Consider the following 14,818-nt stretch of genomic DNA (forward strand, 5'->3'; position numbering starts at 1 on the left):
CGGTGGCGATGGGCGCCGGGGTCGCAGCCGGGCGAACGCGGCCGGGCGTCCCCGCCCGGCCGGCCGGCAGCCCTCCGTCACCAGGTGGCGCGCAGGGACAGCAGAACGTTGCGCGGCTCGCCGTAATATCCGTTGCTCTGGATGCTGGTCATGTATTTCTTGTCGAACAGGTTGTTGACGTTCAGCGTCGCCGCGACCTTCTCGGTCACCTGATAGCGGGTCATCAGGTCGACCACCGCGTAGCTGCCCTGCTCGGACCGGCGGCTGCCGCTGCCGTTGTAGATCTCGCCCTGCCATTTCACATTGCCGCCGACGGTCAGCCGGTCCCAGGCCCCCGGCAGCCGGTAGGTGGTGAACATCTTCAGCGTGTCGCGCGGCACGTAGGTCAGCAGCCGCTGGCCGCTGGCATCCTTGACGGAGGTATGGGCGAAGCCGCCGCCGACCTGCCAGCCGGGCATCGCCTCGCCGGTCAGCTCCAACTCGAACCCCTTGCTCTTCGCACCCTTGGCCGCCTTGTAGGCCTGCCCGCCGTCGGGGGTGAAACGGCCGCTGTCGGCGACCGCCAGATTGTCCTGCTGGATCAGGAACACCGCGGCGCTGGCGGTCAGACGGCCGCCGAGGAACTCGGCCTTGACGCCGGCCTCATAGGCGTCGCCGTCGATGGGATCGAGGGTCTGGCCGCTGACGTTCTTATAGTCCTGCGGCTTGAAGATGCTGGTGTAGCTGCCATAGACCGACCAAATGTCGGTCAGGTCGTAGACGATGCCGGCATAGGGGGTGAACACGCCGTTCTCCGACCGCTTCGTCGCGGTCCCCGCGGCGCCGTCCGGGTGGCTCTCCTCGCTCTGCTCCCAGCGGCTGATGCGGCTGCCGAGGATGACCGACAGGGCATCGGTCGGCCGCAGCCGCGTGGCGAGATAGGCCGCCATCTGGCGTTCGTTGGTCTGCGACCAGCCGGTCGGGTTCAGCGTCGGCTCGGCGATCCGGCCGTTCCAGGTGAAGTAGTTGGAGATCGAGGTGTCGTAGCCGTCGATGAACCAGAGCGGATAGTCGAGGCCGCTGCGCTTGGCGTAATAGCCGCCGATGCCGGCCATCAGGTCGTGCTTGCGCCCGAACAGCTCGAACGGGCCGGTCACGTCGGCGTTGATGGAGGTCTGCTGCAGCGTCGAATTCCAGCGGCCGGGCCAGATCCCCATGCCGGTGCCGTCGCGGTTGAGGCTGCCGCGCACGCCGTAGCCGATCAGGCCGTCATATTCGCGCGTGCTGTGCTCGACGTTGAGCGTCGCCGTCCAGCCGTTGGCGAACCGGTGCTTCACGTCGGAGAAGACGGTCAGGTTGTCATGGGTGAAATAGGCCCAGTCGGCACCGCTGTTGTAGGAGCGCCCGAAATCGGTCTTCGTGCCGTCGGCGTAGAACAGCGGAAAGCCGGAGCGCGAGGCGTTGTCCGACTTGTGCTTCTGGTATTCCACCCCGACGGTCCACAGCGTGTCGTCGGTGACGTCGGCCTCCAGAACCCCGTAGAGCACCTTCTTGCGTTCGTGCAGCCGGTCGATGAAGCTGTCGCCGTCCTGGTAGGCGCCGACGACGCGGCCACGCAACCGGCCGTTCTCGACCAGCGGGCCGGAGAGGTCGGCTTCGCCGCGGTAGCGGTTCCAGGAGCCGCCCTGCCCCTGGACATAGCCCTGGACGGTCGGGGTCGGGCGCTTGCGGACGAGATTGACGGCAGCGGAGGGATCGCCGACGCCGTTCAGCAGGCCGGCCGCCCCGCGCACCACCTCGACGCGGTCGAACAGCGCCATGTCGGAGATGCTGTCGCCGAAGCCGTACACCGTCGAACGGGGAATGCCGTCGACCTGGTAATTGTTGACGGCAAAGCCGCGCGCGTAGATTTCCTCACTGTCGGTGCCCAGCGCGCCGGACTGCATCCGCGACACCCCGACGGTCTGGTCGAGGACGTCCCGGATCTCGTTCAGACCCTGGTCGTCCATCCGCTGGCGGGTCATGACGCTGACCGATTGCGGCGTCTCGCGCAGCGTCAGGTCGAGCTTGGTCGCGCTGGTCGACGGTCCGGCGGCGGCGTAGGAGCCGGTTCCCTCGCTGCGGCCGCGGTCGCCGGAAACGGCGCCCTGGACCGTCATCGGATCGAGCATCACCGCACCGGCGGCGCCGGCCACCGGTTTCTCCAGCGTCACCGTGTCGGCATCGGCGAAGCGCGCGGTCAGGCCGGTCCCCGCCAGCAGCCGCACCAGCGCCTCGCGCGGGGCCATGGTCCCCGTCACGCCAGGGGAGGAGACTCCCTGCGCGATCTCCGTCGGGTAGAGAATCTGAAGCCCGGCGGCCTGGCCATAGGCGGCCAGCACGCCCGGCAAGGGACCGGCAGGGATGGCGAAAGCCACCGTGCCGCCCTGCTGCGCCACTTGCGCTGCCGGCGCGCCCGCCGTCGCGGTTGCCGCCGAGGCGCCGTGCAGCGCGGTCGACGCCAGAAGAATCCCCATCAGAACCGGCCTGCAGCCGGTCCGGCCGATTGCCCGTCCCGCCAAGCGCGCCCCTGTACCGACGATCACCGAACCAACCATCACCGAGCCCCCAATTAAATGCGAATGAGTTGCATTTGCCTTTCGGTGAGTCAGGACGTCGGCCGAAGGTTGGCTCCTCACCTCCTTTTCGAAAAAAACTCCGACGAACCGGCTAGACGGAACGGATGATGACCAGTCCGGGAAAAGGGCGCAGCGTGCGCACGGGCAAAGTGCGGATGATCGCATTGAGCGCGGCATCCGGGCGCCCGACGTCGACGCTGCCGTCGACCCGCAGGGCGGCGAGCGGACGGTCCCACAGCAGGATGCGGGCGGGGTGGTAGCGGTTGAGGTCGGCGACCACCGCATCGAGCGGCTGCCCCTGGAAGACCAGCCGTCCCTGCCGCCACGCCGTCTCCGCCGCCACGCCGTCGCGCAGCAGGGGACCGGGTCCGTCGGGGCCGTAGGCGCGGCACTCCCCGGCGGCGAGGCGGACCGGCGGACGGCCTGCCGCCGCCAGCGTCGCCGTCCCTTTTTCGACGGCCACCACCACGCTGTCCGGCTGGCGGTGCACGACAACGGTGGCCTCCACCATGGTGACGATGCCGTCGGCGCAGGCGACGACGAAAGGTCTTCCCGGATCGGGCGCGGCGGCGACGCGCGCACGCCCCTCGATCAGGCGCACCCGGCGCTCCGCGGCGGAGAAATCAACGGCGAGCGCACTGCCGGCGTCGAGGTCGACGGCCGAACCGTCGGCCAGCGCCAGCGACCGGCGCTCGCCGGTTCCGGTACGGACCTCGCCCGGCCAGCCGGTCAGGACCACCGCCGCGCCCAGCCCGGCGGCGCAGGCCGCGGCTCCGCCCACGCCCAAGGCGCCGAACGACAGGAACCGGCGCCGCGTCGGAGCAGCGCGGCCTCCGCCGACTGGCCGGCGCGGGTCCGGCACGCGGCCGAGATCGGCCCACACCCCCGACAGCCGGTCATACTCGTGCCGATTGGCCGGATCACGGGCCAGCCAATCGGCGAAGGCCGCGCGGTCGGCCGCGTCCGCGTCGCCGGATTGCAGGCGGACGAACCATGCCAGCGCCTCATCGCGCGCGTCGCGGTCCATCACAGCGCCAGCCGGTCGCGGCAGTGGGCCAGGGCCTTCATCACATGCTTCTCCACCATGCTGCGCGAGATGCCCAGGCGCACGGCGATGTCGGCATGGCTCAATCCGTCGAATTTGTGAAGCAGAAACACCTCGCGGCAGCGCGGCGGCAGTTCGGCCAACGCCCGGCTCAGCCGTTCGAGCCGCTGCTTGTGCTCAAGCGTGGCTTCCGCATCCGGCTCCTCCAGCGGACGGTCGACTCCCAGTTCGGCCGGGGCGAAGCGGCGGCCCCGCCGGGTCTCCGCCCGCATGCGGTCGAGCGCGATGTTGTCCGCCATGCGGAACAGGTAGGAGCGCGGGTTGTCGATCTCCGGCACGGCGGCCAGGCTGCGCAGGCGCAGATAGGTGTCCTGCACGACATCCTCGGCAAGGCAGAGCGACCCGAGACGCCGCGCCAGATGGCCGGTCATCTCCTCATAATGGACGAGCAGCAGCCCCAACAGGGAAGACCGGTCTCTTTCAGCCATGACCTCGGCGAACCCGTTCCATCGATCCATCGGAGATCCAGTCCTAACCACGAATGAGAATGGTTCGCAATCTATACATCGACCTCCGGAAAATACTTTTCGGAAGCGGGGTGAGGAGCCGGCCGATGGCGGACGTCATGATGTCGGGGGTTTTTCGGCGGAACCGGACCGGCCTTCCGGCGCGCCTTTGCGACACTCAGCGCAGGCCGGCTTCGAGCTGGCCGGCGATCCGCCCCAGCGCGGCATCGATGGCGACGGGCGGGCCGCTCTCCAGGCTGTCGATCACGATCAGGCGGGCGCCGCCGTCGGCGACGGCCTTGACGATCTCCGCCGCCGGCTGGCGGTGGTGCAGCACCGCCGGGATGCGCCCGGCCTTGAGGAAGGCGGTCAGTTCGGCCAGACGCTCCGGCGTCCAGTCGCGGTCGTCGCGGATCCAGACCTTGCGCAGGTCGAGCCCGAGATCGGCGGCGAGCATGGCGAAACGGTCGGACAGCGCCGCCACCGACGGGTCGGGCAGCGCTGCGAACGCCTGCGCGGAGGTCGAGGACAGCGCCAGCAGCCCGCGCTTCACCCCGGCAAGGTTGGCGTCGATGGCGATGGCGCTGTCCGGATACAGGCGCCGCAGGTCGGCGGCCAGGATGTCGGCCATGCGGCCGGCATTGGCGATGCCGAGCCAGGGGAAGGCTGCGCCGTCGCGCAGCGCGATGCCCGGCAGCGCGCCGTCCACCGGACGGGCGGCATCGACCTCGACGAGACGGATGTTGGCGCGCCGCGCCAGCGGATAGAGCGGATCCTCCGCCCAGACCGAGCGCAGGGTCAGCACCGCGTCGGCCTTGCGCGCCGCCTCGACGAGTTTGGCCTCGCCACGCCCGGCGAGGAAGGCATGCTGGCGCCCCATCGGGATGGCGGACGGCACCACCGCCTCGACCGTCACCCCGGTCCCCCGGGTCAGCGCCTGGGCCAGCCCGGCGGTGACCGGGTGGCCGGCAAGCACCGTTTCGGCCGACGCTTCCGGCACCGCCTGCGACATCGCCAGCAGCAGGAGCGCTGCGACCGTCATGCGCCTCATCATTCTTCCCCCCTCATGACCAGACGCACCAGCAACGCGCCCAGGAACAGCAGGCCGGCCGCCAGGATGATGGCGCCGCCCGACGGCACCGGCAGCGCCAGCTGCACCGGCAGCAGGATGCCTGCGACGGCCGCCACGCTGGCGAAGGCGACCGACAGCAGGAAGAAGCCGCGCAGCGACGTCGCGACGACGCGCGCGGCGGCGGCGGGAATCACCAGCAGGGCGCCGACCAGGATGGCACCGATGATCTTGACCGACGCGACGGTGACCACCGTCACCAGCACGATGAACAGATAGTCGAGCCCCTTCACCGGAACGCCGCGCACCCGCGCCAGCGCCGGGTTGAAGCTGGCCAGCAGCAGCCGGTTGAACAGCGGCAGCATCACTGCGGTCACGCCGAGCGCCACCGCCAGCAGGACGGTGAGGTCGCGGTCGTCCACCGTCAGCACCGAGCCGAACAGCACATTCTCCAGGATATGGATGTTGACCCGGCTGGCCAGGATCAGCAGCAGGCTGGCCCCGAGCGCCAGCGACACCGACAGGAAGACGCCGATCAGCGTGTCGGAGGTCAGGTTGCTGCGGTTGCGCGTGTAGTTCACCAGCAGCGCGAACAGCAGGCAATAGCCGAACAGGCTGGCATAGGGGCCGGTGTAGGGCTCCCCCACCAGGATGCCGATGGCGACGCCGGTGAGCGCCGCGTGGCCGACCGCCTCGGAGAAGAAGGCCAGCCGCTTGGTCACCACCAGCGTGCCGAGCCCGCCCAGCACCGGGCCGATGACCAGACCGGACAGCAGCGCGTTGACCAGGAAGCCATGGGTCAGGCCGGCGGGCAGCAGCCCGGCCCCGGCCCAGCCCTGGACCAGGGTCCGCAGGGTCTCGAAGCTCATGACGCGATCCTCCGGGCCGCGGGTTCGCCGGCGGCCGCCTCCGCCCGCTGGCGGGGAACGGCGGAGAACAGGTCGAGCACCCGTTCGGGCGACAGCATCTCCATCGGCGGGCCGTCGAACAGCACGCGCCGGTTCAGCCCCGACACCCGCGTCGCCAGCCGGCGGACCTGGGCGAGATCGTGCTCGACCCACAGGATGGTGGTGCCGGCGGCGGCCAGTTCGGCCAGCAGGGCTTCGAAGATGGCGACGCCGGCCTCGTCGAGCGCGGTCATCGGCTCGTCGAGGATGATCAGGTCGGGTGCCGGGATCAGCGCCTGGGCGAGCAGGACGCGCTGGCGCTCGCCGCCCGACAGGGCGCCGAAGCGGCGGCGCTCCTTGCCGGCCATGCCGACGCGGGCCAGCGCCTCGCCATAGCCCATCCGCCGGTCCGGCCCCAGGAAGGCGGGACGGCGCTGGCACAGCACCGCCAGGAAATCCTCGACCGTCAACGGCAGGCCGCGGTCGAACTCGACCGCCTGCGGCACATAGGCGACGGTGCCGGGCGCCTCGCCCGGCCAGTCGAGCCGGATCATGCCGCGGTGCGGCGCCTGACCGAGCAGGGCGCGGATCAGCGACGACTTGCCGCCGCCGTTGGGGCCGACCACCGCATGCACCGCGCCGGGGGCGACGGTGAGCGAGACCTGTTCCAGGATGGCGGTGCGGCCGAGCGTCAGGTCGACCCGGTCGAACAGGATGCCGGGACCGCGACCGATCGTGGAGCGGCCCGTCATGGAGCAGCCGGTCACGGCTTGGCCTCCACCATCGCCTGCACCAGCGTGTCCATGTTGCGGGCCATCTCGCGCTCGAACTGGTCGGCGGCGTAGTCGCCGTGCGAGATGTGGGAGAAGGCGTAGAGCCGGATGCCGGTCTCGCGGCGGATCGTCTCGACATAGGCGCTGGGGAAGTTCAGCTCCGAGAAGATCACCTGCACGTCGAGCCGGCGCATCGTCGCGATGGTCTCGGCAAGCTGCGCCGGGCTGGGCTCGATGCCATGGGCCGGCTCGACAACGGCGGAGACCTCCAGCCCGAACTCACGCAGCAGATAGTCGTAGGCGCCGTGGATGGTGGCGACGCGCAGGCTGGTGCCGCCGGCCGAAGCCAGCTTGTTCGCCAGCTTGGCCAGGGCGTCGGCCCGCAGCTGGCGCAGCCGGCGGGAATAGGCGCGGGCGTTGGCGGCATAGGCGTCGGCGTTGGCGGGATCGAGCCGCCCAAGCTCGCGGGCGATGGTAGCGACCTGGAGCACCGAGCCGGTGATGGACAGGAAGCTGTGCGGATTGACCACCTTGCCCGACGCGCGCGCCGCCGAGCCGGCGGCGGGCAGCAGCGGCACGTCGGCGTTGGCCTCGACCACCGGCAGGGCGGGCCTGGACGAGGCGGCGATCATCCGGCCGGCGAAATCGTCGTGGCCGATGCCGTTCAGCACGATGGCGTCGAGGCTGCCGATGCGCTGGATGTCCTCCGGGCGCGGTTCGTAGGCGTGCGGGTTGAAGCCGGCGGGAATGATCGGCACCACCTCGGCCAGATCGCCGACGACGTTGGCGACGTAGGAATAGTAGGGATGCAGGGTGACGCCGAAGCGGCGGCGCCCGGCCGGCACGTCCGCACGGGCGTTCGCGGGCAGGATGCCGGTGGCGAAGGCGCCGGCCGCCAGCGCGGCGGCGAGGAAGCGGCGGCGGTTCGTCGGGACGGTCATCGGGTCACACCGGCGGTGAAGGTGGAGGTGATGCGCTTCCAGCCGGCGGCGGCCAGCGACGCCTCGTCGAGGCGGGCGGGCGGCGCCTCGGCGGCGCGCTTCAGCCAAATCCCGGGGGCATGGCTGTCGCTATGCCCGTCCAGCAGCAGGACCAGGGATCCCGCCGTCGCAGGCTGGGTGGAAATGCCGGCATAGGCTACGGTCCCGCCGGCTTCGGCCAGGGTCCAGGCATGGCCGCCGCGCGCCGCCGCGCTGGGGTCGGCGGCGAAGGGCGGCAGGGCCTGGGCGGCCAGTTCGGCCGGGGCCGGCGCCTGTCCGCCGGTGCGCCGCAGGTCGGCGATCTCCGCCGCCGCCGCCTTGAGGTCGGCGTGGAGTCCCTGTTCGGCGGCGGTCAGGCCGGTGCGGGAGTCGAGCTGGCCGGCGACCGGCGGCGCTTCCACCTCCGGTGCGGACCGCAGCCCGGCCACGGTGGCGGCGGATGCGAGGATCAGGCCGGCGGCGAGCAGGACCCACAGGGTTTCGCGCTCGGCCCCCGCGCGGCGGACGATCTGGTGATGCATGGGACGGAGGCCCTATTTGATGGCGCTGTGCTCGATCTCGACCGTATGGCCGGGACCAGCGTCGAACAGGACGTAGAAATCCTGGGCCGGGCGCGGGAAGGACAGGGTCGAATCCGCCCCCAGCCTGCCCTTGACCAGCACCTGCTCGTCATAGGCGATGACGTCCAGCACCACGCCGGGTGCCTTCGATCCGTCGGAGAATCCGCCGGTGCAGACCACGGTCTGGCCGTCCGCCATCCGGCATTCGCAGACCGGGTAATGGGCATGGGCGGTTGCGGCGGGGAACAGGGCGGCCAGGGCGAGCCCGGCCGCCAGACTGAAAAGACGCGGATTCATCACTTGCCTCCCAGGAAACCGGCCAGCGGGGTCGATGCCTGATGCACCTGCCCGTTCCAGTCCTCGACCGTCACCCACAGCTCCTCCGTTCCGGCGGGCTCGGCCGGCACCGCCACCTCGGCTTCGCGTTCATACGGGTTGCCGAAGCCGAGCGCGCCCGCGGCGCGCAGGTTGCGCGGCTTGCCGACGCGCAGGAAGACGCCGCGCACCCTGTCGATGTCGGCCGGGCGGAGATGGATGCGGTACTCCTTCATCCGCTCGCCGTTCCCGCCCCAATGGGGCGCCTCGTCGTAGGTGACGAGCCGGAGGGGGAAGGCACCGGCGGTCAGATCCCGCCGGATCTCGGGCGGGGCGAAGATCGGCTTCGGGCTGAAATAGTTGGGCAGGAAGGGAAGCGGCACCAGCAGCATCAGCGCGCTGAGATGGAACTTGCCGCGCTGCCACAGCCTACGCATTGGACGAGCCCCTCGCCAGCTTGAGCCCGCGCACCGCCTCGACGGTGGCCCGCGCCGTCCGCTTCATCCAGATCAGCATGCCGCTGAACACCAGCAGGGTCATCAGCGACCCGAAGGCGAACCAGACCAGCTTGACCGGCAGGCCACCGAAATCGCCGGTGTGCAGCGCCCGCATGATGGTGCGGGTCAGCTCGACGCCCGACGCGCCGTCCAGCCCGCCTTCCACCGCCATCACCTCGGCGGTGTAGGGGTCGATGCGCAGGATGTCGGGCAAGAGCGGCACCTGCCCGCTGGAGCCGATGACCGACGCCGTGTCGTAGGCGGTGTTCGGCAGCCGCATGTAGCGCAGCCGCATGTCGGGCAACGCCGCCATGGCGGACGCCACGATGGCGTCGGCATCGACCTTCGGCGCGGTCGCCGTCACCGGGATGCCGTCGCGCGCGACCATCACCGGCGCCTTGCTGCCGCCCAGCCCGATGCCGAGATGGAACAGCGCGATGTAGATCAGGAACCACAGGCTGGTGACGGCGATGACGGCGATGAACCAGATCGACCAGGTGCCGGCGACGCGGTGCAGGTCGCCCCACATCACGCGCGGCGCCTGGTTCCAGCGGATGCGCGGCTGGTAGAAGGATTTCCAGAAGCGCTTGTAGACCACCAGCCCGGTGATCAGCGACCCAACCAGCGGGATCGCCAGCAGCGTCACCAGATACCAGCCGGTCGGATAGGTCATCAGCCAGCCATGCAGCGCGCGGATGAACTGGCGGAACGAAGCGCCGGAGGATATCCCCTGCACCACGCCGCTGACCGGGTTGACCCAGGCGGTGGTGAAGGTGCCGTCGGGCATCGCCATGTCGGCGCCCACCGCCATGTGGGATCCACCCCAGTTCAGCGAACTCACCCGCCCGCCCGGCGCCGCTGCCTCGGCCGCGGCGATCAGCGCGCTCGGCGGCAGGGGCTCGCCCCCGCCCGACGCCCGCATCGACGGGTCGACCAGCCATGTGATCTCGGTGCTGACCACGGCGATGGTGCCGGTCAGGCAGATGAAGAACAGGAAGGCCCAGATCGGCATCGCCAGCCAGGAATGCCACAGGAACCACAGCCGCGTGCGCGACTTGCCAGCGCTCATCTCAATCCTCTCCGCAGGAACCCGCGCCCTTTCCCCTCAGACGAACGGGCGGGCCTCCAGCCTCAGGATGAAATGCGAAAGATTCTCAATTTTTATCCGGCCGCCAGCCGAGCAGGGCCATGGCGGCGGCGGGGGCGCAGCCGCTCACCCAGCCCAGGCCCGGAGCGCCCACCAATTCGGCGAACTCGCGGCAGGGGCGGCCCAGCCTTGCGGCCACCGTGGCGGCGACCGCCCTCCCCACCCCGGCCCCGACCACCGGCGCATCCTCCGGCAGCGGCGGGTCCATGGCGGAGATCACCCGTTCGGCGGCATCATGGATGCGGCGCACCTGCCGCTCGGTCAGGTCGCGCGCCATCGCCCGCCAGACCGCCGGGGCGAAATCGGCGGCGTCGTGCCCGACCATGCGGGCAAGGCGGCGGATGCTGGCCTCCACCGTCTTCGGCCCGTTGTCGGCGGCGGGATGCTGGTCCGCGGCCTCGTCCAGGCAGCCCAGCACCCGATGGAGGTCGGCGCTGGTGGCGAAATACTCCGCCATCATCGGCAGCCGCTCCCCCGCGATCAGCGCGGTGCGCTCCATCGCCATCACCGGCGTGCGGGTGAGGCCGGTGTAGAGCAGTTCCTCCACCGCCATCCGCTGGTGATCGGTGACGCCGCGGGCGGCGACGGCCCCGTCGCGGACGGGAACGATGTCGGTGGTGGTGCTGCCCATGTCCACCAGCAGGGCCGAGGGCAGGAACCGGGCGACGACCTCGGCGCTCGCCATCCAGTTGGCGGAGGCGACCTCCATCGCATGGCCGCGCGCCTCGTCCGGCGCCAGCAGCCCGCGCCGGCCGGCATAGATCCGCAGCCGGCGGCCCGGCAGGGCGGCGCAGATGCGGTCGATCAGGGTGTGGACGCCCTGGGCGCGGTCGTCGAACAGGTCGACCAGCTCGCCGGTCATGGTCACCGCATGGCCGGCGTCCGGGGGCAGGCGGGCCAGCGCCGCCGCCAGCGCGGCGTCCAGTTCGCCCAGCCCCTGCCACAGGCGGCACGGCACCTGCACCGCCTCGCGCAGACGGCCGTCCTCCACCCAGGCAGCCTTCAGATGCGCGCCGCCGATGTCCCAGCCGATCATGTTGGTCATGTCCCGCCTCCGGCGCCGTCACCGTCGAACAGGTCGGGGATGAACAGCTCGAGGATGTCGGCGGCCGGGTTCCGGCCCAGCACCCGCGACAGTCCGCAATAGCCGACGGACAGCCGCGGATTGACCTCCACCACCACCGGGCCATTCGACTCTTGGCCATTCGACTCCGGGCCGGCCGGCCGGTCGATCAGATCGACGCCGACATAGCCGCGCAGCCCCGGAATGGCGGCGGCGACCGACCGCGCCAGCGGTTCCCAGACGGCCCGGCGATCCTCCCGCGCGCCCACCTCGACGCCATGGAAGGTGAAGCGCCCGGCAGCGGCCGTAACCGCCTGCCGGTTGCAGGCGAGCAAGCGCACCGCCCCGGCGCCGCCGACCAGCATGGAGAAGCTGCACGCCTCCCCCTCGACCAGGGGCTGGACGATCCAGCGGCCGGGAGCCGGGGGCCGCCAGCCGGCGATGTCGTCGACTATGCCATCGACTATGAAGGTGTCGAGGCAGCCGGCGCCGTCGTCCGGCTTCACCACATGGCGGGCTGCTGCAGGCGGCGGGTCGCCGAGAAGAACGGTCGGAATGGTCGCGATGCCGTGGGCGGCCAGCCGCGCCGCCGTCGCGATCTTGGAGGAGGCGACCACCACCGCGTCGGGCGCGCAGGCCACCACCGGGCGGCCGGTGGCGCGGAACAGCGCCGTCACCCGGCCGAGCAGCCCGTCGCATTCCGGCGCGATGGGCCAGACCGCATCGCAGCCGCCGGCCGCGTCGCGCCAGCGTGCGTCGGCATCCTCGCCCGGCTCCACCGGGAACAGGGCGACCCGGCCGGGAGGGGCGGAGGACAGGACGGCGGGCGGCGGAAGACGGCTGTCCCGGCACAGCACGACCTGCACTCCGTCCAGCATGGCGAGGTCACCGGCCAGGGCGTCGACCATCGCCTCGGCCTCCGCCATCAGGCCGGTCGGCAGCGGCGCGTTGGACAGGCCGCCGCCGGTGACGTATTCACAGACCAGAACCCGATGAAAGCCTCGCCTCATGGACGTCATTCCCGTCATCGACCTGCTGGGCGCACAGGTGGTTCATGCCCGGCGGGGAGAGCGCGACCGCTACCGCCCGATCGACAGCAGCCTGACCGCCGGCGCCGTTCCCGAGGATATCGTGGGCGCGCTTCTGGCGCTGCATCCCTTCCGGGCGTGCTACGTCGCCGATCTCGACGCCATCCGGGGTAGTGGCGACCACCGGACGGCCGTGGCGGCACTCCAGGCGCGCTGGCCGGAGGTCGCCTTCTGGGTGGATGCCGGGCTGGCGACGCCCGGCGACTGCCGCCGCTGGCTCGATGCCGGGATCGGCCATCTGGTGATCGGCAGCGAAAGCCAGACCGGCACCGATGCGCTGGAGGCGGCGATGGCGATGGCGGGGGCCGACCGGGTGGCGCTGTCGCTCGACATCCGCCAGGGCCGACCCCTGGGGCCGGCGGTCCTGCACGAGCGGGCGGACCTGTGGCCGGCGCGGGTGATCGCCATGACGCTCGACCGCGTCGGATCGGGAGAGGGGCCCGATCTGGAGCGGATCGCGGCGCTGGCGGCGCTCCGCCCGGGGCTGCGGGTATGGGCGGCCGGCGGCGTGCGCGATGCCACGGATCTGGACGCGCTCGCCGCGCACGGCGCCGACTCCGTGCTGGTGGCCAGCGCACTGCACGACCGGCGCCTCGACGCCGCGGCGCTCGGCCGCGTCCCGCCCGGCCCGGCGGTGGCGGGCGCGTGACGCCCGGGTGACACGCGGGTCCTAGCGGCCCGCTTGTGCCTCCGTCACCGGATCCCTGGCGCGGCCCTGGGGAGGGGCGGCGACGCCAGTGGAATCACCATGATGCACGGCGGCATGGGCGCCGGCCAGCCGTCCCGAGGTGAAGGCCCAGGCCAGATGATGGCCGTGCCCTTCCAGCAGCAGGCCGCCCTGCCCGACCGATCCGACGGCATAGAGTCCGGGGATCGCCTGCCCGTCGCCGCGCGTCACCTGATGGTTGCGGTTCACCGTCAGGCCGCCGTCGGTCAGGATGATCCAGCTCTTGACCGGGCCCAGCGCATGGTACGGTCCCTTGCCGATGACGGGCCGCCCGCCGGGCGCGGCGTTGTGGGCGGCGACCGCCCCGCCCAGCGCGGCGGCGGGCACCCCCATGGAGGCCGCCAGCTCCTGGATCGTCCGGCCGCGGTGGTAGAGGTCCGGCCGCGTCCGCCGGTAATCCTGGAGATAGGCATAGGCGACGCCGGGAGCGGTCGAGATGAAATGCGGCCACTTGCCGAACCTGCGCGCCACCTCGTCGTCGAAGACGATGTAGCCGACCTTGCCGGGCTGTTCGGCCAGGGCGTAGTTCGGGCGGTCCAGCTCGTCGGCGAAACGCTCGCCCCGCTTGTTGACCAGGATCGCCCCCTCGCGGAAAAGCGACGGCTCGGGGCTGAGATAGGTGGTGACGAAGGACAGGATGAAGGGACGCAGAAGCCAGGTCGGCAGCGTCTCCAGCGCCATGCGCATGGCGCCGGTCAGCAGCCGGTGCGGCGGCAGGCGCAGCAGGATGCTGGGCTTGTCCGGCGGCATGAAGCGCAGGTTCGGGCCGTAGATGATCTCCCCGAACCTCACCTCGGCGCCAAGCTCCTCGCCGAACCGGTGTCCGTCGCCGACATTGGTCGTGTTCACGCCGTCCACCTCGGCCACCGCCGGGTTGAAGCGCCGCTTCCAGTCCGGGCTCGACGAATAGTCGCCGGTCGCAAGGATGACCGCGCGGCGGGCGCGCAGCTCGTGGACGCGGCCGGCGATCCGCGCCGCCACGCCGACGACGCGGCCGTCCTCCACCAGCAGCCGCTCGACCGTCGCCTCGACCCGGGCGTCGACGCCGACGCGCCGTGCCTCGCGCGCCACGAAATAGATGTAGGCGCGCGAGTTGGGCAGCACATTGTGCATACGCGGCTGCCGGTGCGGCGGCTCCGGCATCGGGCCGTAGAAGGTCACCCCCAGCGACATCAGCCAGTCGACGCTGGCCGGGACATTCTCCACCAGGATACGCCGCAGTTCCTCGTTGTCGGCGGCGGCGGCGCGGTCGCCGGCGAGCTTGGCGGCGAACTTCCCCATATCCTCGAAATGGGCCTGGGGATCGTCGGCGATGCCGGCCCGGCGCTGGTGGGGAGTGCCGGTGGCGGTGATCGAGCCGATCGACAGGCCGGTGCTGCCGCGCAACTCGGTGTGCTTCTCCAGCAGGACCACCCGTGCGCCTTCCCGGCGGGCAAAGATGGCGGCGGTCAGGCCGGAGCCGCCGCCGCCCACCACCACGATGTCCGTCTCTTCGCGGACGACGATGTCGCTCATGTCGGTGCCTTCCCAATAGGGCGGCCACCGGCGCCGCGCCGTGAGGAGC

General features: G+C 71.3%; 15 protein-coding genes. 1 reads left to right on the plus strand and 14 read right to left on the minus strand.

Annotated elements, in window-relative coordinates; genetic code table 11:
- Positions 1–77 precede the first annotated feature (77 nt).
- From AL072_RS21070 to AL072_RS21130, 13 genes are all read right to left on the minus strand, one after another.
- Positions 78–2,495 carry a TonB-dependent siderophore receptor gene (locus AL072_RS21070; protein ID WP_245636962.1) on the minus strand — a complete coding sequence of 806 codons (2,418 nt, stop codon included), beginning with the start codon at positions 2,493–2,495 and terminating at the stop codon, positions 78–80.
- A 193-nt stretch (positions 2,496–2,688) separates the two neighbouring features.
- Positions 2,689–3,624, minus strand: a complete 936-nt coding sequence (locus AL072_RS21075; protein ID WP_045584179.1) for a FecR family protein — start codon at positions 3,622–3,624, stop codon at positions 2,689–2,691.
- Positions 3,624–4,130, minus strand: a complete 507-nt coding sequence (locus AL072_RS21080) for a sigma-70 family RNA polymerase sigma factor (protein ID WP_045584623.1) — start codon at positions 4,128–4,130, stop codon at positions 3,624–3,626. Before AL072_RS21080 ends, AL072_RS21075 begins: the two co-directional genes overlap by 1 nt.
- A gap of 196 nt (positions 4,131–4,326) precedes the next feature.
- Complete coding sequence (locus AL072_RS21085) at positions 4,327–5,190, minus strand: metal ABC transporter substrate-binding protein (protein ID WP_045584624.1); 864 nt, start codon at positions 5,188–5,190, stop codon at positions 4,327–4,329.
- Positions 5,191–5,198: 8 nt separating this feature from the next.
- Positions 5,199–6,086: a metal ABC transporter permease gene (locus AL072_RS21090; RefSeq protein ID WP_045584180.1), complete on the minus strand. Its 888-nt coding sequence runs from the start codon at positions 6,084–6,086 to the stop codon at positions 5,199–5,201.
- Positions 6,083–6,871 carry a metal ABC transporter ATP-binding protein gene (locus AL072_RS21095; protein WP_245636963.1) on the minus strand — a complete coding sequence of 263 codons (789 nt, stop codon included), beginning with the start codon at positions 6,869–6,871 and terminating at the stop codon, positions 6,083–6,085. Before AL072_RS21095 ends, AL072_RS21090 begins: the two co-directional genes overlap by 4 nt.
- Positions 6,868–7,818 carry a metal ABC transporter solute-binding protein, Zn/Mn family gene (locus AL072_RS21100; protein WP_045584181.1) on the minus strand — a complete coding sequence of 317 codons (951 nt, stop codon included), beginning with the start codon at positions 7,816–7,818 and terminating at the stop codon, positions 6,868–6,870. Before AL072_RS21100 ends, AL072_RS21095 begins: the two co-directional genes overlap by 4 nt.
- Positions 7,815–8,378: a DUF6162 family protein gene (locus AL072_RS21105; protein WP_045584182.1), complete on the minus strand. Its 564-nt coding sequence runs from the start codon at positions 8,376–8,378 to the stop codon at positions 7,815–7,817. Before AL072_RS21105 ends, AL072_RS21100 begins: the two co-directional genes overlap by 4 nt.
- A 12-nt stretch (positions 8,379–8,390) precedes the next feature.
- Complete coding sequence (locus AL072_RS21110) at positions 8,391–8,714, minus strand: hypothetical protein (RefSeq protein ID WP_045584183.1); 324 nt, start codon at positions 8,712–8,714, stop codon at positions 8,391–8,393.
- Complete coding sequence (locus AL072_RS21115; protein WP_045584184.1) at positions 8,714–9,169, minus strand: hypothetical protein; 456 nt, start codon at positions 9,167–9,169, stop codon at positions 8,714–8,716. Before AL072_RS21115 ends, AL072_RS21110 begins: the two co-directional genes overlap by 1 nt.
- The gene (locus AL072_RS21120; RefSeq protein WP_045584185.1) at positions 9,162–10,298 is read right to left on the minus strand and encodes a PepSY-associated TM helix domain-containing protein; all 1,137 of its coding nucleotides are present in this window, start codon (positions 10,296–10,298) and stop codon (positions 9,162–9,164) included. The genes AL072_RS21115 and AL072_RS21120 overlap by 8 nt, the downstream gene beginning before the upstream one ends.
- 85 nt (positions 10,299–10,383) lie before the next feature.
- Positions 10,384–11,421: a hydantoinase/oxoprolinase family protein gene (locus AL072_RS21125; RefSeq protein WP_045584186.1), complete on the minus strand. Its 1,038-nt coding sequence runs from the start codon at positions 11,419–11,421 to the stop codon at positions 10,384–10,386.
- On the minus strand, positions 11,418–12,449 hold the full coding sequence (locus AL072_RS21130; protein WP_045584187.1) for an ATP-grasp domain-containing protein: 1,032 nt from the start codon (positions 12,447–12,449) through the stop codon (positions 11,418–11,420). The genes AL072_RS21125 and AL072_RS21130 overlap by 4 nt, the downstream gene beginning before the upstream one ends.
- Between AL072_RS21130 and AL072_RS21135 the strand changes: the two genes are divergently transcribed.
- Positions 12,448–13,176 (plus strand): HisA/HisF-related TIM barrel protein, encoded by a 729-nt coding sequence (locus tag AL072_RS21135; RefSeq protein ID WP_045584188.1) that lies wholly within the window; start codon positions 12,448–12,450, stop codon positions 13,174–13,176. The two genes, AL072_RS21130 and AL072_RS21135, sit on opposite strands and share 2 nt — an antisense overlap.
- A gap of 21 nt (positions 13,177–13,197) precedes the next feature.
- Here the strand turns inward: AL072_RS21135 and AL072_RS21140 are convergent, their stop codons facing one another.
- On the minus strand, positions 13,198–14,769 hold the full coding sequence (locus tag AL072_RS21140; RefSeq protein ID WP_045584189.1) for an FAD-dependent oxidoreductase: 1,572 nt from the start codon (positions 14,767–14,769) through the stop codon (positions 13,198–13,200).
- Between the last annotated feature and the right edge of the window lie 49 nt (positions 14,770–14,818).

This window comes from Azospirillum thiophilum, assembly GCF_001305595.1.
Lineage (GTDB): Bacteria > Pseudomonadota > Alphaproteobacteria > Azospirillales > Azospirillaceae > Azospirillum > Azospirillum thiophilum.